The following is a 17,835-nucleotide window of genomic DNA, read 5'->3' on the forward strand; positions in this document are numbered from 1 at the left end:
TTTGGTGCTTTTCGTCACTCTTGGTGTGTGCTTCTTATTGGCTTGCTTTATTGCCTGGATGATTCTATTCACGTCAGGACGCGATACGGTGCTACGGCAAGTTGAAGGCATGGCCGCAAAGTGCGTGCACAGCATACATCGTGGGCTGCGTTCTAAAGACCGTGCTGTGGGTCAGTTGGGACTGTCTTTTCATGCTGCACTAGTGGGACTGGCGCGCAGCTTTCAACGGCATTCTTTGCTATGGGCCGGAGGGCTTTTTTTAATCTTGCTTCCGCCATTTGTGGCATTGCTTTTCAGTGACAAATCCATGTTGCAAGGTTTTGATGATTCCAGCCGCAACGCGAACGTGCAGGTGTCGGAATTGCTGCGGGGCGAACTACTGGTTCCACCGCCACCTTTGCCTCCAGACTTTTTTACGTCACAAGAAGTAACAATGGTGCGGCCTATGTTGGTTTCGGCAAGTCGCAACTGGCAATTACTCAATAGTGAGTACACCCAGCGGCTGCTGCTGGTGTTCAAAATCATGAAAGAAAAATACGATTACGACATGACAATTTTGGAAGGTTATCGCAGCCCTGAACGACAGAACATGCTTGCAGCATTGGGCCCCAATGTGACCAATGTCGCAGCATTTCAAAGCTACCATCAGTATGGCCTTGCTGCCGATTGCGCTTTCATGCGCTATGGAAAATTGGTGATCAGTGAAAAGGACCCATGGGCCATGCAAGGCTACCGTTTGTATGGCGAAGTGGCTGAGTCGGTGGGGCTGACCTGGGGCGGGCGCTGGAAGATGATGGATCTGGGTCATACCGAACTGCATTTACCCGGCGTTCTGAAGAAACCATGAAGACTTCTGAAATCATCTCGTGTGCTCTAGACGCCACGTTGTGCCAGATAGACTAAGACGTTAATAGAAGATAGAAGAACAAGGGATTCAAATGGGAAAGGCATTTATTGTTTTAGGCGACAAAACCTCGCATGGCGGGACGGTCGTGTCGGCATCGGGCCAAACCGTTACTGGTGGCGTTGGTGTGGCGAGGATTGGCGACAAGGTAACCTGTCCTATTAAGGGGCACGGTGACAATCAAATTGTGAGCGGTGACGCCATGCTGATTGTGGACGGTGCACCGGTAGCGCGTGACGGCGACAAAACTGCTTGCGGCGCTACCTTGATAGCAAGCCAAGGCTTAACTACATCTTGAGCGCAAACGCATGCCGATTGTTTTGAGAGTGGGTCGCTGATGCTGGCTTGGTTCAAGCGCAGCGCACTGGTGGTGCTGTGCTTCGTCGCAGTGTGGTTGCTGATGATGGTGTACTGGCGTAACAACCACAGAATGCCGGCAGCTTCGGAAGCTGTCTTGTATTTGTTTGTATTGCCTGCAGCTTTTTTGTTGTGTGTTTGGCTGTTTCGCAAGTCAATGGCTTTAGTGGTAGCCCGCGCAGAAAAAGCGACAGTCGCCGCAGCGTCTGCGGCTGCTGTTCATCCTGCCGTGCATGCGGATAATTCTGCGGCAGAACGTGATTGGCATTTGGCGGTTCTGGCCACTGCTTTGCGGTCACCACATGGCGCATCCGCTGAGGAGTTGGCGGTTGCCTTGAAGTCTCAGGATATACGTTTGCAACTGGATACCGAGTTAACCACGTTGGATGGTTTTCCAGTTAAAACCGGGCGCATCACCGATCTAGACAGTGGTGCTGTTTTGGATGCAGTTACGTCTTGGCAAGGTGCTGCTCACGAACCTGTACAGAACTGGTCGGATGAGCAGTTGCGTGCCTTGAGCATGGGTACTGATGTGCTGCAAGAGCTGCTGCCGCAGTTGCTTTCTCACCCGCATCTTGCCGCTTACATCCAGAGTGCAAAGACGGGGTCTGCCGTGCGCGATGGTGTGGCTTTGCCAATGCTGCAGTTGCTGGCGTTTTGGCCCCATCGTTGGACGGACGAAATGTGCCAGGCGTCGTCAAGGTGGTTCAAGCACCAGTTGGTGCAGCATGGCTGGCCGCTTGAAAAACTGGAGTTGGTGGGTACGACTAAAGCAGAACCCTTGGCGCAGTTGGATGCGGTGTTGGTGCAGGCCCATCGTCTCGCTGCGCCATGCCTATGCGTGGTTGTTGCGTGTGAATCCTGGATAGGCGAAGAAAGTATTTTGGCCTGGGATCAAGCAGGGCAGCTGCGCAAGGCCAAGGTCGAGTCGGGACAGACACCAGGAGAGGGGGCCGTAGGCTTTTTACTGGCCGACATGCAGCAGGCTCAGCTGCTGGCTGCCGGTGCTCCATACGCAAAAATGCGCCGTATGGCTTTGGGGCGCAGAGATAAATCGGCAGATGCAAGTGGGCGAGTTAGCGGCGAATTGTTGGTGCAACTGGTACAGGATGTCATTCAAGCGGCGGGTATTGCGCCTGAGAAGATAAGCTTGATTACCAGCGATGGAGATCACCGTCGGCTGGCGGAGTTGCTCAGCCTGGAAGCCAGTGTTTTTCCTGATCTGGACTTTCGCAGCCAATGTTTGAAAGTAGCTGCAGACTGCGGCAGTGCTGGCGCTGTATCTAGCTTGACTGCGCTGGCGTTGGCGCACCATGAAGCAAGTGTAGAGCAAAGCATTGCCTTGTGTATTGGCTGCCAGGACGCTTATGAACGTGTGGTGATGGTCGTACAGCCTTGTACTCCCTAACCCGTCGAAACGACTGTGTCGTAGACGCCAATGGCGTTTCGCACCAGTCCCAACAATGACATTGACTACAACATGCAACGAATCTGGCAGTTTTTGACCAACACGAACACGTTGGTGGTAATTGGGTTCGCCGCACTGGCGGGCTTCTTGTTTTTGGGTGCCAGTACGATGCAGCTGGCAGCAATTTGGGCGGTCGGTTTGTTTTTGGTGGCGCTTGGTCTATGGCTGGCTTTTCAGCTTTTCAAGCGCTGGCGCGCCAAGCGAGCAGCCGGACAGCTAGGCGATATGCTGGAAAGCCAGGCTGATAAATCGGTGTCTAAAAGCAGCAATTTCCAGCGTGATGAAGTTGAGCTTATCCGCAAGCGCATGCTGGATGCGATCAACACCATTAAGACATCCAAGCTGGGTTTGCGCTCGGGCGCTGCTGCTTTATATGAGCTGCCCTGGTACATGGTGATTGGCAATCCGGCAGCTGGTAAAAGTACGGCAATCGTCAATTCAGGCTTGCAGTTTCCGTTGGCAGACAAGCACGGCAAGATCATTCAGGGCCTGGGCGGTACACGCAATTGCGATTGGTTTTTCACGACAGATGGCATATTGCTGGACACGGCTGGGCGGTATTCGGTGTATGACGAAGACCGTGCGGAGTGGTTTAGCTTTCTGAGCCTGCTGAAGAAAAACCGTAAGCAGGCGCCTATTAACGGCATCATCATGGCGGTAAGCATTGCCGAGTTGGTTGGCAGCAGGCCAGAAGCCGTGATTATGCTAGCGCAGAATTTACGTGCGCGTGTACAGGAGTTGACCGAGAGACTGGAGGTGTTTGCGCCGGTCTACGTTATGTTCACCAAGGCGGATTTGATCACTGGATTCAATGAGTTCTTTGCCGGTAGCGAGCTGTCTGAAAGTGAGCGTGTTTGGGGTGCCACCATGCCTTATGCACGCTATAGCAGCGGCCAGGAGATCGTCAATTTCTTTGATACCCGGTTTGACGAATTGCATGATGGTTTGAAGGATATGAGTTTGGCCAGTATGTCCATGAGTCGGGGTGAACGCCTGCCCGCGGGCGTGCTGACTTTTCCCTTGGAGTTTTCTTCTATCAAGGGGGTTTTACGATCCTTCATCACCACTTTGTTTGAGGAAAATCCTTACCAATTCAAGCCCGTATTCCGTGGCTTCTATTTCACGAGTGCCTTGCAAGAGGGGAGTGCCTCTGGCTCCTCGGCGCAGCGCATTGCCGAACGGTTTGGTTTGCAGTTGCGCCCTCAAGAACAGACCGAAGTGCGGTCACAGCATGGTTTCTTCTTGCTGAATTTGTTTAAACAGGTGATCTTTGCGGATAAGCAATTGGTTGCGCAATATGCCAGCCCTGCCAAGACACGCATGCGTTATGTCGCGTTCTTTGTTGCAACAGCTTTGGTTGGCCTGGCATTGGGCGGCTGGAGCTGGTCCTATGTGGGTAACAAACAGCTCGCCGCGAATGTACAGGCAGATCTGGACAAGGTGGTAAAGCTGCAAGACAAACGGTTGGATCTGCAGTCGCGATTCGAGGCTTTGGAAATTTTGCAAGATCGGATCGAGCAGCTCAGCAAGCTTCACGCAAGCCAGCCTTTGTCAGTTGGTCTAGGGCTGTACCAGGGGGACCTGCTGGAACGCAAGCTGCGCGAGGAGTACTACGCCGGCATCAAGGAAGTCATGCTGAATCCGGTAGCAGCGAATATCGAGGTCTATCTCAGCGAGGTCAATGCTGGCGCCGACAAATTGGAGCCGATGTCACGTCCTCCCCAGTTTGCCAACGTGTCCACCACAGACAAGCAGGCAGGAGCTGCACAAAGTTCACAACAATACAAGGACGTCTCGCCTGCCAGTGTGGAAGACGCTTACAACGCACTCAAAACTTACTTGATGTTGGGAGACAAGTCGCGAGCGGAAACGGGCCATTTGAATGACCAGATCACCCGCTTCTGGCGCGGTTGGCTGGAGAGTAATCGCGGCAATATGCCCCGAGAGCAGCTTATTCGTAGCGCAGAGCGCTTGATCAGTTTTTCCTTGGAACAGATCAACGACCCATCTTGGCCTGTGATGGATAACAAACTGACTTTGGTGGACCAGACCCGTGAGAGCCTGCGGCGTGTGGTACGTGGCATGCCAGCACGGGATCGGGTATATGCCGAGGTCAAGGCGCGCGCGTCCACCCGCTTTCCCAGTGTCACCGTGGCCCGCCTTGTCGGAGATCAAGACAAGGAATTGGTGCTGGGGAGCTACGTCATTCCCGGAACCTTCACACGCGATGCCTGGGAAAAGTACATCGAAGAAGCTTTCAAGGATGCCGCCAACAAGGAACTGCAAAGTAGTGACTGGGTGCTGAAGACGGCATCCAAAGACGATTTAACCCTGGAGGGCAGCCCCGAGCAAATTCAGAAGGCCTTGGTCAACCAATACAAGACCGAATACGCCAAAGAGTGGCAGAAGTTTGTACAAGGTGTGGCGGTGGTCGACCTGAATAGTTTTGAGTCTGCAGTCACGGCAATGAATCGACTGGGTGACCCCGTTACCTCGCCCATCAACAAGATTGTGACAACGGTTTACCAGGAGACATCTTGGGATAACCCGTCCTTGGTCAACGCAGGCCTCAAGAACGCCCAGTCGGGAGTCATCGATTGGTTCAAGCAGACGGTGCTGGGGCAAGCGCCGGTACCTGTAAACGTCAACCTCAATATGGGAGCCACTGGCGCAGAAATTCCTTTGGGGCCTGTAGGCAAGGAGTTTGCGGGCGTGGCCAAGTTGGTGGTCGTTAAGGATAAGGATGCATCGCTAATGCGCGGCTATATGGAAACTCTATCCAAGCTACGTACCCGCTTCAACCAGATCAAGAACCAGGGAGATACGGGACCTGGAGCAAAGCAATTGATGCAACAGACCCTGGAAGGCAGCAGTTCCGAACTGTCGGATGGGTTGAAGTATGTAGATGAACAGATGCTTACCGGCATGAGCGATGCACAGAAGCAAGCTATTCGTCCCTTGCTGGTGCGACCGCTGATCCAGGCTTTCGCGGTCATCGTTAAGCCTACAGAGGCTGAAATGAACAAGGTTTGGCTGGCGCAGGTGTACGAACCCTTCCAAAAGACCTTGGCAGGAAAGTACCCATTCACTGTGGACTCCAAAATCGAAGCAAATAGCGCCGAGATCGGAGCGATCTTTGGTGCCGATGGCGCCATAGCCAAATTTGTAACTACTTCCATGGGGCCATTGGTGGTGAGGCGTGGCGATACCTTGGCGCCCAAGACCTGGGCCAATATGGGGATCAACTTGTTGCCGTCTGTCTCGGCAAATTTCGCAGGCTGGGTTGCTCCGCAGGCTGCGGCAGGCGCAGCAACGCAGGCTGGTGGAGCCTCAGATCCGCAAACCGTGTTCCAGATACAACCCTTGCCAGCGCCTGGTACGACGGAATACACAGTGGAGATCGACGGCCAGATGTTGCGGTACCGTAATACCCAGGCCCAATGGACCAATTTCGTGTGGCCCAATGCGCAAGGTGTGCCCGGTGCCAAGATCACGGCGGTGACGTTTGATGGACGTACCGTGGAGGTGGCCAACCAGCCTGGCCGTTTTGGTTTGGAGCGGCTGATTAATTCTGCGACCCGCAAGCGCAAAGATGGTGGCGTATTTGAATTGGGCTGGAGTAATGGCTCAGTGGCAGTGGCGATGGACCTGAAAATTATCAGTAGCTCGCAGGTCTCCGGCGCAACCTCAGACAAAGGCGGAAGTACGCCTACCCTGCGTGGGATGAAGTTGCCCGAAGCCATTGCGGGCGGTACGGCGGCTCCTGCTGACCCGGTTCAGGCTGTGAACCTACCGGTGCCTGTTGCTTCTAGCACTGTGGGAGCCTCGCAATGAGCAGCGCTGCCACTCCCACCAAAGTGGGTTACTTTGGAAAGCTGCCTTCACGTGGAGACTTTGTCAAAGCTGCAGACAATAGTGCGCTCATCGGCTTGCTGGACGATTGGCTGGCCCAATCAATGGAGCTGTTGTCTGTAGATCCACGCTGGAAGATCATCTACGACGCAGTGCCGCCATTGCACTTTGTTTTCATGGGCCCGCGCAGCAAGCGGGCTGTTGCAGGGCATTTACGGGCCAGCACCGATCAAGCGCAACGGCGCTTTCCATTTCTGACAATGGGCACGATGGATATTGAAGACCCGTCTGCCTTTGTCAAACGTAGCCCACTGATCTTGTCCAGATTGTGGACGCGTCTGGAGTCTTTAACTGAGAACGCTACGTCGTCTCAGGATCCTGCTGCATCTCTGCAGAGCCTGGCGACTGCGACCGTGGATCTGGAGCTGAATACCGCAGGGTATGACGCAGCCTTTGCTGATTTTCTGGAGATGCAAACTATTGGTGCTTTGGACAGTTTGCTCGCACGTTCTGGCTTCGCTGGTAATGCCCGTCAGCTGATTCTGGCCCTGGGTTTGTTATTGCAGCCTGTCATGGCCAGTAGCTCCAGCCGTTTGGATAAAAGCCTGGTTTTGCCGTTGCCAAGCGATCCCATATATCGGCCATTGGTGGCAACTTTCTGGATGCATTTGATTGTCCCGTTTTTACAGCGTGCTGATTTCGAGCTGGCTTTGTTTTTAACCCAAATCCATGGGAACCCAAGCATGGTTCTAGGTTTTGGCGGTGCATCCGCTCGCACCTTGCATGCGGTGTTGGACCCCCAGGTTGGTAGTGAACAGCATATTGCTTTTGATTCTGCCGACTGGATTGAAGAGCAGTTGGCTGCTGACTATGGCTTGAAGAAGCTGTCCAGCTATTTATCTTTGCCGAATCTGTCTTTGAAGTCCGCACACGATTCGTTTCGTGAAGCGTTTTTGGGAGCTTGATGCCATGCGTCGCCTGTGGTTTTTTCTTTTTTTGATTCCGAGCTGGATCGGCGCGCAAACAGTGGCTCCTCCTGTCGTTACGCCAAATCCTGGTCAGGTTTTGGCTGCTGGCACGGTGCCGGACGAAGCTACCAAATCCAGTGTGTTGGCACGACTGCGCGAGTTATATGGTGCAGATAAGGTGGTGGACCAAATTGCTATCGGTTCTGTCGTGTCCCCTGCCAATTGGAGTACTTATGTGCAGAAAATTATCGGCCCCAATCTCAAGCTGGTCAGCCGTGGTCAGCTCAAGATTGACGGTACGGCCGTCAGCGTGCATGGCGAAGTGGCGAACGAAGCACAGCGTCAACAGGTAGCCAGTGCGATTGCCACCAGCCTCAATCCGACCTATACCGTCAACAATGGACTGCGCGTATCGGCGTCGGAACAGGGCATTTTGGATAGTACTTTGGCCAACCGGATTGTGGAGTTCGAAAGCGGCCAGACGACACTGACGCCTGCTGGTAAGACCATTCTGGACGAGATGGCTCTTGCCTTGCAAAAACTCAAGGACCGCAAGGTAGAAATCATCGGCCATACTGATGACAAGGGGCTGCGGGCCAGCAATCTGGCATTAAGCCAGGCGCGTGCAGACGCGGTAAAAATTTATCTGGGATCTAAGGGTATCAATGTCGCGCTGCTATCCACCTCGGGGCAAGGCCCCGACCGACCCGTAGCCAGCAACGATACGACCGACGGTCGTGCCCGCAATCGGCGCATCGAATTCCGAATTGCGCAGTAAACAGTAACGCTTCAGCCGATGAGGTTCTTAGTGCCCATCGGCGGGCGGCATCTGCAAACCCAGCAGTTCTTCGATATGCGCCATGGATGCGCTGTCTTTGATGACTGTTTTCAGCCAGGCATGCAAGGGCAAGTCACCCCAGTGTGCAGCCTTTTCTGCCAGATAGGCAACAGGGCTATGGGGTTCCGTTTGCCTAAAGAATTCTGCCACTGCACGTAGTTGTGCTAAAGCCTGGGTCCGGTTCTGTATGGGGCCATTGCGCATAGTGGCGAGAGTTGTAGTAGTAGGTAGCGGCTCGGTTACTGCGGTTTCAGCTTCTTCAGTAGGGGCGGCTTGGATGCCGATATCGGCCGCAAAGCGGGCGATGGTGCGCATTACCTGGTCCAGGCTATTCTTTGCAGCAGAGAACGTCGGGCCATCCATGCCAAGGCGTGCATCGACCGACTTTTCCATTTGCTGCAACGCGTCCAGGCAGTACTGCGAATCGGCAAGCAGCTCCTCGTAAAATTTGCGCGAGCTTTTGTGCCGAGCTGCTTCTAAGGTGGCCAGCTTTAAGCCTTCTTCCGGACGTCCACCTGCAGCGATGATTTTTTCGGCCTGCACGGCGCGTGTGCGTGCTGATTCAAAATCAGCCAGGGAAAACGCCGAGTCCTTGCCTTCGGTCAGCGGCATCTCGCGTAGCAGCGGTACCGCACGCGCCAGAATCCAACTCAGGTTGCCAACCCGTATGTCCTGGTCGTCATCTTCGGCCAGAGGGTGTATGTCGGCCCAATAGCTATCACATAGGCCGCTAATCAGGCTGAAACCATCGCCCAAGCCACGAAAGCGTTGGGTTTTAGCGCTTGCTTCGGTAAACCATACAGCCAACCGTAGATCTTTGCTTCTGGTGGAGAGCAGCGAAGTACAAAGTTGCACTACAGCATTCCAATCCGCTTCTTTGAGCGTGGTAACCCACTCACCCTGGTCCAGAGTGGGGTCGTCAAAGCGGCGTGCTTGTGCAATGGCATCCAGTTCTGGGGAGAAAGAAAGATCCTCACCGCAAGGGTGTGCATCGCTGATAGGTTGAAGAAGCGAGCTGACGGCCGACATGCTTTTAAGGGCTCCTGACATTGGAGAGTTAAGCCCCTGGCTTGGGGCGCAATGGACTTTTGATTATCTCGGCTTCTGGTCGCTTTTATATGTGACGCATGACCTAAGAAGCGACCGCTTCCACCTGGATGGGCTGCCCCAGGCTACGCAACACATCTCGCACCATCTGCGCGCGGTCTTTGGGCTCGGGCAGTTCGCGTTCAATGCGCAGCTTTTCGTTGCCAGCCAGCTTGATGTGCTTGTTCTTCTGGATCAGCTCGATGATGCGCATGGGTTCGATCGGCGGATTGGTCTTGAAGGTGATGTTGATCACGCCGGGCGCCGCATCGACCTTGACTACGCCATAGGGCCGCGCCAGCACCCGCAGGCGGTGGCCGTCGATCAGGGTCTGCGCCTGGGCAGGCAGTTTGCCGAAGCGGTCGACGATTTCTTCCAGCAGTGCGTCGATCTGGTCGGTGGTCTTGGCCGTGGCCAGCTTTTTGTAGAAGCTGAGCCGCAGGTGCACATCGCCGCAGTAGTCGTTCGGCAGTAGGGCCGGGGCGTGCAGGTTGATTTCCGTCGTGACGCTGAGCGGGCTTAGCAGATCGGGCTCGATGCCGGCTTTCAGGCAGCGCACGGCTTCGTTCAGCATCTCGTTGTACAGCTGGAAGCCGACTTCCAGCATATTGCCGCTCTGGTTTTCGCCCAGCACCTCGCCGGCGCCGCGGATTTCCAGATCGTGCATCGCCAGGTAGAAGCCAGAGCCCAGCTCTTCCATCTTCTGGATCGCGTCCAGGCGCTGGCTGGCCTGCTTGGTCAGGCCCTCCAGGTCCGGCACCATCAGATAGGCATAGGCCTGGTGGTGGCTGCGGCCCACGCGGCCGCGCAACTGGTGCAGCTGGGCCAGGCCGAACTTGTCGGCCCGGGCCATGACGATGGTGTTGGCACTGGGCACGTCGATACCGGTCTCGATAATCGTTGAGCACAGCAGCAGGTTGAAACGCTGGGCCACGAAGTCGCGCATCACCGATTCCAGCTGACGCTCGGGCATCTGGCCGTGGGCCACGGCGATGCGGGCCTCGGGCAGCAGCTCTTCGAGCTTTTGCCGGCGGTTCTCAATGGTCTCGACTTCGTTGTGCAGAAAGTAGACCTGGCCGCCGCGCTTGAGCTCGCGCAGCACCGCCTCGCGGATTACGCCATTGCTCTCGGAACGCACAAAGGTCTTGATGGCCAGCCGGCGCTGGGGCGCGGTGGCGATCACGCTCAGGTCACGCAGGCCTTCGAGTGCCATGCCCAGCGTGCGCGGGATTGGCGTGGCGGTCAGGGTCAGCACGTCGATTTCGGCTCGCAGCGCCTTCATCTGCTCTTTGTGGCGCACGCCAAAGCGGTGCTCCTCGTCGATGATCAGCAGGCCCAGGTTCGCGAACTTGGTCGATTCACTGAGCAGCTTATGCGTGCCCACCACAATATCCACACCACCTTCTGCTATGCCTTTGAGAGCGGCTGTGATTTCCTTGCCCGAGCGGAAGCGCGATACCTCGGCCACCTTGACCGGCCATTTGGCGAAACGGTCCACCAGGGTCTGGTAGTGCTGCTCGGCCAGCAGCGTGGTGGGCGCCAGCAGCGCTACCTGCTTGCCGCCGGTGATGGCGATGAAGGCGGCGCGCAGGGCTACCTCGGTCTTGCCGAAGCCGACATCGCCGCAGACCAGGCGGTCCATGGGGCGCGGGCTGATCATGTCCTGGATGACGGCATGGATCGCGGCTTTCTGGTCAGGTGTTTCTTCGAATCCGAAGTCGTTGGCAAACACCTCGTAGTCGTTGGGCGAATAGCGGAACGCATGGCCTTCGCGGGCCGCGCGGCGGGCGTAGATGTTGAGCAGCTCGGCGGCCGAATCGCGTACCTGTTCGACGGCCTTGCGCTTGGCCTTTTCCCATTGGCCCGAGCCGAGGCGGTGCAGCGGCGCCTCGTCGGCGCTGACGCCGGTGTAGCGGCTGATGTGCTGCAACTGGCTGACCGGCACATACAGCGTGGCCTTGTCGGCGTATTCCAGGAATAGAAATTCTTGCAAAACCGGGGTGCCGTCGGCGTTCTTGCCCTGGCCCAGGTCCAGGTGAACCAGGCCTTTGTAGCGGCCAATACCGTGGGCCGAGTGGACCACCGGGTCGCCCAGGCTCAGCTCGCTCAGGTCCTTGATCAGCGCTTCGACATCGCTGACCTGTTCCTGCTTCTTGCGGCGGCGCGTGGTCGGGCCGGCGGCGAACAGCTCGGTTTCGGTGACGAAGTCGATGGCCTCGGCCAACCAGCTGAAACCGGTATTTAGCGCGGCGGTGGCGATGCCGACTTTTTCGCTGCTGGTCTGGAAGTCTTCCAGCGAGTCGAAGGCCGGCGGGTTTACCTGGCTGGCACGCAGCAGGTCCAGCAGGCTTTCGCGCCGGCCATTGCTTTCGGCCAGCAGCAGCACGCGGTGCGGCGTGCGCTGGATGTGCATCTTCAACTGGGTCAGCGGGTCTTCGGCGCCGCGCGCCACCGACAGCACCGGCAGGGCTTCAAAGCCGGTGTCGCTGCTGCTTTCCACCGTGCGCAGGGCCAGCTGGGCGTGCTGGTTCGTCAGCGCGTAGAACTGCTCGGTGCCCAGGAATAAGGCCTCGGGCGGCAGGGCGGGGCGGTCGATATCGCCTTGCACCAGGCGGTAGCGCTCTTTGGTGTCTTGCCAGAAGCGCAGGATCGATGGCTCCAGGTCGCCGTGCAGCACCACGGTGGCATCGGCACCGATGTAGTCGAACACCGTGGCCGTGTCTTCAAAGAACAGTGGCAGGTAGTACTCGATGCCGGCGGTGGCCACGCCATGGCCCATGTCCTTGTAGATGCGGCTCTTGGTCGGGTCGCCGTCCAGCAGTTCGCGCCAGCGGCTGCGGAACTTGGCGCGGGCGTCGTCGTCCATGGGGAACTCGCGGCCCGGCAGCAGGCGCACTTCGGGCACCGGGTACAGGCTGCGCTGGCTGTCGGGGTCGAAGGTGCGGATGCTGTCGATCTCGTCGTCGAACAGGTCGACACGGTAGGGCACGGCGCTGCCCATGGGGAACAGGTCGATCAGGCCGCCGCGCACCGCGTATTCGCCGGGGCTGACCACCTGGGTCACGTGGCTGTAGCCGGCCAGGGTCAACTGGGCCTTCAACTTGGCTTCGTTCAGCTTCTGCTTGGTCTTGAACTGGAAGGTGTAGCCAGCCATGAAGCTGGGCGGCGCCAGCCGGTACAGCGCGGTGGTGGCCGGCACGATGACCACGTCGGCGCCAGTGTCCTTGTCGCGCTGGCTGATGCGCCATAGCGTGGCCAGGCGCTCGCTGATCAGGTCCTGGTGCGGCGAAAACGTGTCGTAAGGCAGGGTTTCCCAGTCGGGGAACATCGCGCAGCGCAGACTCGGCGCAAAGAAGACGATTTCTTCCATCAGCCGCTGGGCGTCGCTGGCGTCCGAGGTGAAGATCGCCGTCAGCGAGCCCTTGGCCTTTTCCCGCCGAGCCAGCTGGGCCAGCAGCACCGCGTCGGCCGAGCCTTGGGGGCGGGGCAGGGTATAGCGTTTGCCGGGGGTGAGTTTGGGGAGGTCCATGGGCTGCAATAGGGTTTGATTCTGGAATGCAAAAACACCCCCCGGCACGAGGGCGGGGGGTGTGGATAGGGCTGATTTTAGAATGCAGGCAATGTCTACCGATACCCTACCTGCAGTACCCCGTTTTTTTGCCCTGATTCCTTGTGCTGGTATGGGCAGCAGAGCCCTTGTAGCCGGTGCCGCGCCAACCCCTAAGCAGTACCAGCTTGTCGCTGGCCAGCCTATGGTGATGCACACCCTGGCTGCCTTTGCCAGCGTGCCACGGATTACCGATGTGCTGGTGGTGGTGGCGATGGGGGACGACTTTTTTGAGCACCAAAGTTCAACCTGTGTGGTGTCTGATTGCGGTGGCGCGACCCGGGCCGAATCGGTTTTCAATGGCTTGCACGATCTGTTTGAGCAAGGCGCTCAAGGCCATGACTGGGTGCTGGTACACGACGCTGCGCGCTGCCTCATCACTCCGGCGCAAATCAATGCACTGATTGATGCCTGTGAATCGGATGCCGTGGGAGGCTTGCTGGCGCACAAATTGGCCGACACACTGAAAAGCGAAGACCAGGGGCGTGTGGCGAGCACTTTGCCGCGTAGCGATAAATGGTTGGCTCAAACCCCGCAGATGTTTCGCATTGGCATGTTGTCACAGGCGCTGCAGTCCGCTGGGGCCGAGGTGACGGACGAGTCCAGTGCCATGGAGTCCATGGGCCTGGCGCCCAAACTGGTGCCGGGCAGTGCCCAGAATTTCAAGGTAACGTACCCTGACGACTTTGCGCTGGCTGAGGCTGTGCTGCGCAGTCGTTTATCTTCCAGGAGTTTTTAATGCAGTTTCGGATTGGAGAGGGCTGGGACGTCCACGCCCTGGTAGCTGGGCGTAAGCTGATATTGGGTGGCGTTGAAATCCCCCACACCATGGGGCTGCTGGGCCATTCGGATGCAGATGCCTTGCTGCATGCCATCACCGATGCGGTACTGGGCGCCGCTGCGCTGGGCGACATCGGCACACATTTTTCAGATACCGACCCGCAATACAAAGGTGCCGACTCTATGGTGTTGCTGGTCGAGGCTGTGCGCCGTGTGCAGGCCAAGGGTTATCGCATTGGCAATATCGACAGCACCATCATTGCCCAGGCGCCGAAAATGATGCCGCACATTCCAGCCATGCGTGAACGCATTGCTGCGGCGCTGGGGCTGGAATTGGATCAGATCAACATCAAGGCCAAGACGGCTGAAAAGATGGGGCCAGTGGGCCTGGGGCAGAGCATCGAGGCCCGGGCCGTCGTACTACTGTACTGAAGATATCCTGGGTTTGTTGGCCCTTTGCAATTTGATATGGGCGGCCAGACCGCCCGAAGAGCTATTGGTCAATTCAAACTCCCCACCCATACGCTGTATGGCCTTGTCCACAATCGACAAGCCCAGACCGGCCCCAGTGGCGGCGGTACGGGCAGCATCGCCCCGGAAGAAGGGTTTCAGCAGGTTGTCCAATTGTTCGGGGTTTACACCCTGGCCGTGGTCGCGCACCTTCAGCAGTACCCAGTCATCACGTGATTTGGCGGCAATGTCCACTTCGGCAATGCCGGAGCCTTCGGATTTTCCGTAGCGGCGTGCGTTCTCCAGTAGGTTGGAGATCACACGTGTCAGTTCCACCTCGTCGGCCAGCACCATCAACGCCTCGTCTACATTGAGGTTGATGCGCATATCCTCGTACTCGCGCACGGCATACAGGCTGGACTCGATCACCGCATTCAGCGACACCATTTTGAGTTCCACATGGTCTGGGCGTGCGTAGTCCAGGAATTTATCGATGATGGCATCCAGTTGCTCGATGTCGGCCACCATATGTTCACGGGCGTCGTAGTCGCCCACGCTCATTTCGGTTTCCAGGCGCAGTCGTGCCAGCGGCGTGCGCAGATCATGCGATATGCCGGCTAGCATGACCACGCGGTCCTGTTCAATCTTGGCCAGCTTTTGCGCCATGCGGTTGAAGCCGATATTCACCTCGCGGATTTCACCGGTCACGCCGCGCTCATCCAGGTGGCTGGCGTCAAAGTCACCTTCACGCACGCGGCTGGTGGCGAACGACAACTGTTTCAACGGGCGGTTGATGAGGCGGGCAATCAGGGCGGCACCAGCCAAGGATAGGCCGCCGATGGTCAGCAGCCAGATCAGCCAGGTTTTGTTGCTGGCAGGATTGAAGCGTTCACGGTCTAACTGCAACCAGTTGGGGTCGCCATTGATTTGAAAGCCTATCCACAGACCCTCAACCCCGTTCACGCTGCGCGCTACAACAGTCGCTGGGCCTAGCAGGTTTTTGAGTTCTTGTGCGATGCGTTCGCTCAGGCTGTCGTGGTCAAAGGGTTGGAACTGGTCGGTCGGTTCACGCGGCAGGATGCGCAAACCTTCTTGTTCGGCCATGGCCTTGATTAACGACACCCGGGCTATGGGGTCGGTATGCATCAGTGCTGCGCGGCTAAGGTTGACTTGTGAGGCGATCTGCTGCGCTGCCTGGATGGCACGTGGCGCAAAGTCGAGCGCCCGCAGTGTCATCAGCCAAGCAAGCATGCTGCCCATGAGCAGCGCCGCCAACAAAAAGAAGGTACGCCAGAACAGGCTGACGACCACCATCTGGCGTGACAGGTGTGACTTTTTGGTGCGCGTTTCCAGCGGCGCAGGAGCACTGGCATCAATCTGGTTGGACCCGCCAGCGCGGTAGCTGGAAGACTGGCCGGTCCGCGGAGTTTTTCTCAAAATGGATTAACCCGCACCATCGGGTACGAATACATAGCCCACGCCCCATACGGTCTGAATGAAACGGGGGGCCGCAGCATCCACTTCCACCAACTTGCGTAAGCGGGACACCTGCACGTCCAGGCTGCGATCAAAAGGCTCGAATTCGCGTCCACGCGCCAGCAATGCCAGTTTTTCGCGTGACAGTGGCTGGCGCGGGTGGCGAACCAGCGCTTTGAGCATGGCGAATTCACCGGTGGTCAGGGGGAGTTCTTCACCGTTGCGGTTCAAGGTGCGGGAGCCCAGGTCGAACGCAAACGGGCCGAAATTGATGATTTCGTTGTCTATCGATGGTGCTCCGGGCGCTTCCTTGGTCGGGCGACGGCGCAATACAGCGTGGATGCGGGCCAGCAGCTCACGCGGGTTGAAGGGTTTACCCAGGTAGTCGTCTGCGCCTACTTCCAGGCCTACGATACGGTCAATGTCTTCGCCTTTGGCGGTCAGCATGATGATGGGCGTGCGGTCATTGCTGGCACGCAGGCGGCGGCAAATGCTCAAACCGTCTTCGCCGGGCATCATCAAATCCAGCACAATCAAATCGGCCGTGTCGCGCAACATGATGCGACTTAATGCTTTGCCGTCTTCGGCCAGCATGACTTCAAAGCCTTCTTGCACCAAGTAGCGGCGCAGCAAATCGCGAATTCGGGAGTCGTCATCGACAACCAAGATCTTGTCGGGTCGGCTGGCAGTCTGGTTCATAGTCCGTGTACTGTAAATATGTAACAAGGGGGGATTCTGCAGTGTGTAACAACGGAAAATCCTGGATAACGGTGGCTTCTGACAGACTGTTACAACTTTTGCAGGCCCTTAGCGGCCTGGTTTTGTAGCATTTTCACCAAAAATGGGATGTGCTTTTCGGCCTGATTTTCGATACCCACACCCCAAGGAAACAATGCAAAAAATCCCATTAATTGCTACTAAATTTATAGCTGCAAGCCTATTTGTAATATGCGCGAGTCCGGTATTTTCTCAGGAGTCAACGAGTGTCGCCCCGCTTCACAATGTGGTGCAGTTGTCTGCCAGTGGTGCAGTGGAAGTTCAGCAGGACTGGCTGACCGTTGTGTTGGCAACCAGCCGCGACGGTGCGGACGCCGTTGTTTTGCAAAATCAGCTGAAAGTGGCCCTGGATAGTGCATTGGTCGAGGCCAAGAAATATGCCCAAGCCGGCCAACTGGACTTGCACACGGGCAATTTCAGTCTGTCGCCGCGCTATGGCAAGGACGGCAAAATCCAGGGATGGGTGGGCACAACCGAGTTGGTGCTGGAAGGACGAGACTTCAGCCGCATCGCCAGCACTGCCGGCAAGATCAATACTTTGACTATGTCGAATGTGGCTTTCAGCCTCAGCCGCAGCCAGCGAGCACAAGTCGAGGGCGATGCGCAATTACTCGCCATTGAGCAGTTCAAATCCAAAGCCCGGGACATCGCCAAGGGTTTTGGTTTTAGCGGCTACAGCTTGCGCGAGGTTTCTGTGAACACCAATGACACCGGTCCCACACCCCGTATGCGTCCCATGGCCATGAGTGCCAAATTGATGGAGTCCGATATGCCAGTGCCAACCGAGGCCGGCCGCAGCACCGTGCAGGTGACGGTGTCAGGTGCCGTCCAACTGACGGGGCCGTGATGCATTTCCGTCCCCTGGTCATCGATCCAGCGGAGGTCGAAATCACGGCTGTCCGTGCCCAGGGGGCAGGCGGGCAGAACGTCAACAAGGTGTCGAGTGCGGTACATCTGCGCTTTGACGTGCGGGCGTCCTCATTGCCGGAGGATGTTAAGGAGCGCCTGCTGGCATTGCGGGATGCCCGCATCACCCAGTTGGGGGTGGTGGTGATCAAAGCCCAGCAGCACCGAAGTCAGGAGCAGAACCGGGTCGACGGCCTGCAACGCCTGCAGTCCCTGGTGGAATCCGTGGCATTAGCCCCCCGCGTACGTCGAGCGACCAAGCCTACCTACGGCTCGCAGCAACGCCGGCTAGAGGGCAAGGGGCTGCGTTCCAGTACCAAGGCACTGCGCGGCAAGATCCGTGATGGATCGTTGTAGCCAACAGGT

The 17,835-nt window shown here is 57.1% G+C and carries 14 protein-coding genes; 10 read left to right on the forward strand and 4 right to left on the reverse strand.

The features are described 5' to 3' along the window. Position 1: 1 nt before the first annotated feature. The 6 genes from AC07VY_RS06805 to AC07VY_RS06830 all read left to right on the forward strand — a co-directional run bounded on the left by AC07VY_RS06805 (position 2) and on the right by AC07VY_RS06830 (position 8,327). The gene (locus AC07VY_RS06805) at positions 2-847 is read left to right on the forward strand and encodes a M15 family metallopeptidase (RefSeq protein WP_495096913.1); all 846 of its coding nucleotides are present in this window, start codon (positions 2-4) and stop codon (positions 845-847) included. A 91-nt stretch (positions 848-938) separates the two neighbouring features. Then, entirely contained in the window at positions 939-1,202 is a 264-nt protein-coding gene (locus AC07VY_RS06810) for a PAAR domain-containing protein (RefSeq protein ID WP_495076129.1), read from the forward strand. Between the two features lie 39 nt (positions 1,203-1,241). Further along, positions 1,242-2,669 carry a hypothetical protein gene (locus AC07VY_RS06815; RefSeq protein WP_495096761.1) on the forward strand — a complete coding sequence of 476 codons (1,428 nt, stop codon included), beginning with the start codon at positions 1,242-1,244 and terminating at the stop codon, positions 2,667-2,669. Positions 2,670-2,741: 72 nt separating this feature from the next. Further along, entirely contained in the window at positions 2,742-6,563 is a 3,822-nt protein-coding gene (gene tssM, locus AC07VY_RS06820; RefSeq protein ID WP_495096912.1) for a type VI secretion system membrane subunit TssM, read from the forward strand. After that, positions 6,560-7,546 carry a type VI secretion system-associated protein TagF gene (tagF, locus tag AC07VY_RS06825; RefSeq protein ID WP_495096760.1) on the forward strand — a complete coding sequence of 329 codons (987 nt, stop codon included), beginning with the start codon at positions 6,560-6,562 and terminating at the stop codon, positions 7,544-7,546. Before tssM ends, tagF begins: the two co-directional genes overlap by 4 nt. A 4-nt stretch (positions 7,547-7,550) precedes the next feature. Beyond that, entirely contained in the window at positions 7,551-8,327 is a 777-nt protein-coding gene (locus AC07VY_RS06830) for an OmpA family protein (RefSeq protein ID WP_495076320.1), read from the forward strand. Between the two features lie 27 nt (positions 8,328-8,354). Here AC07VY_RS06830 and tssA read toward each other — a convergent pair whose 3' ends face one another. Together tssA and mfd are read right to left on the reverse strand one after the other, a co-directional pair. Then, positions 8,355-9,416, reverse strand: a complete 1,062-nt coding sequence (tssA, locus tag AC07VY_RS06835) for a type VI secretion system protein TssA (RefSeq protein ID WP_495076125.1) — start codon at positions 9,414-9,416, stop codon at positions 8,355-8,357. Positions 9,417-9,519: 103 nt separating this feature from the next. Next, positions 9,520-13,002 (reverse strand): transcription-repair coupling factor, encoded by a 3,483-nt coding sequence (gene mfd, locus AC07VY_RS06840; protein ID WP_495096759.1) that lies wholly within the window; start codon positions 13,000-13,002, stop codon positions 9,520-9,522. An 82-nt stretch (positions 13,003-13,084) separates the two neighbouring features. On the opposite strand from mfd, the gene ispD reads away from it, so the two are divergent. Continuing rightward, the gene (gene ispD, locus AC07VY_RS06845) at positions 13,085-13,819 is read left to right on the forward strand and encodes a 2-C-methyl-D-erythritol 4-phosphate cytidylyltransferase (protein ID WP_495096758.1); all 735 of its coding nucleotides are present in this window, start codon (positions 13,085-13,087) and stop codon (positions 13,817-13,819) included. Continuing rightward, positions 13,819-14,292 (forward strand): 2-C-methyl-D-erythritol 2,4-cyclodiphosphate synthase, encoded by a 474-nt coding sequence (gene ispF, locus AC07VY_RS06850; RefSeq protein WP_495096757.1) that lies wholly within the window; start codon positions 13,819-13,821, stop codon positions 14,290-14,292. Before ispD ends, ispF begins: the two co-directional genes overlap by 1 nt. On the opposite strand, the gene AC07VY_RS06855 is transcribed toward ispF, so the two are convergent. Further along, the gene (locus tag AC07VY_RS06855) at positions 14,281-15,624 is read right to left on the reverse strand and encodes an ATP-binding protein (protein ID WP_495096911.1); all 1,344 of its coding nucleotides are present in this window, start codon (positions 15,622-15,624) and stop codon (positions 14,281-14,283) included. The genes ispF and AC07VY_RS06855 overlap by 12 nt on opposite strands. Before the next feature lie 129 nt (positions 15,625-15,753). After that, the gene (gene ompR, locus AC07VY_RS06860) at positions 15,754-16,485 is read right to left on the reverse strand and encodes an osmolarity response regulator transcription factor OmpR (protein WP_490594065.1); all 732 of its coding nucleotides are present in this window, start codon (positions 16,483-16,485) and stop codon (positions 15,754-15,756) included. Positions 16,486-16,678: 193 nt separating this feature from the next. Between ompR and AC07VY_RS06865 the strand changes: the two genes are divergently transcribed. Further along, on the forward strand, positions 16,679-17,410 hold the full coding sequence (locus tag AC07VY_RS06865; protein WP_495096756.1) for an SIMPL domain-containing protein: 732 nt from the start codon (positions 16,679-16,681) through the stop codon (positions 17,408-17,410). Continuing rightward, positions 17,410-17,826 (forward strand): alternative ribosome rescue aminoacyl-tRNA hydrolase ArfB, encoded by a 417-nt coding sequence (arfB, locus tag AC07VY_RS06870; RefSeq protein WP_495096755.1) that lies wholly within the window; start codon positions 17,410-17,412, stop codon positions 17,824-17,826. Before AC07VY_RS06865 ends, arfB begins: the two co-directional genes overlap by 1 nt. Positions 17,827-17,835 lie beyond the last annotated feature (9 nt).

This window comes from Rhodoferax sp. GW821-FHT02C08 (assembly GCF_059421805.1).

What these genes read in the sequence shown, in the direction of transcription:
- AC07VY_RS06810 (WP_495076129.1), top strand. Translation starts at nt 939, where the DNA reads ATGGGAAAGGCATTTATTGTTTTAGGCGACAAAACCTCGCATGGCGGG.
- AC07VY_RS06815 (WP_495096761.1), top strand. Translation starts at nt 1,242, where the DNA reads ATGCTGGCTTGGTTCAAGCGCAGCGCACTGGTGGTGCTGTGCTTCGTC.
- tssM (WP_495096912.1), top strand. Translation starts at nt 2,742, where the DNA reads ATGCAACGAATCTGGCAGTTTTTGACCAACACGAACACGTTGGTGGTA.
- tagF (WP_495096760.1), top strand. Translation starts at nt 6,560, where the DNA reads ATGAGCAGCGCTGCCACTCCCACCAAAGTGGGTTACTTTGGAAAGCTG.
- AC07VY_RS06830 (WP_495076320.1), top strand. Translation starts at nt 7,551, where the DNA reads ATGCGTCGCCTGTGGTTTTTTCTTTTTTTGATTCCGAGCTGGATCGGC.
- tssA (WP_495076125.1), bottom strand. Translation starts at nt 9,416, where the DNA reads ATGTCGGCCGTCAGCTCGCTTCTTCAACCTATCAGCGATGCACACCCT.
- mfd (WP_495096759.1), bottom strand. Translation starts at nt 13,002, where the DNA reads ATGGACCTCCCCAAACTCACCCCCGGCAAACGCTATACCCTGCCCCGC.
- ispD (WP_495096758.1), top strand. Translation starts at nt 13,085, where the DNA reads ATGCAGGCAATGTCTACCGATACCCTACCTGCAGTACCCCGTTTTTTT.
- ispF (WP_495096757.1), top strand. Translation starts at nt 13,819, where the DNA reads ATGCAGTTTCGGATTGGAGAGGGCTGGGACGTCCACGCCCTGGTAGCT.
- AC07VY_RS06855 (WP_495096911.1), bottom strand. Translation starts at nt 15,624, where the DNA reads ATGGTGGTCGTCAGCCTGTTCTGGCGTACCTTCTTTTTGTTGGCGGCG.
- ompR (WP_490594065.1), bottom strand. Translation starts at nt 16,485, where the DNA reads ATGAACCAGACTGCCAGCCGACCCGACAAGATCTTGGTTGTCGATGAC.
- AC07VY_RS06865 (WP_495096756.1), top strand. Translation starts at nt 16,679, where the DNA reads ATGCAAAAAATCCCATTAATTGCTACTAAATTTATAGCTGCAAGCCTA.
- arfB (WP_495096755.1), top strand. Translation starts at nt 17,410, where the DNA reads ATGCATTTCCGTCCCCTGGTCATCGATCCAGCGGAGGTCGAAATCACG.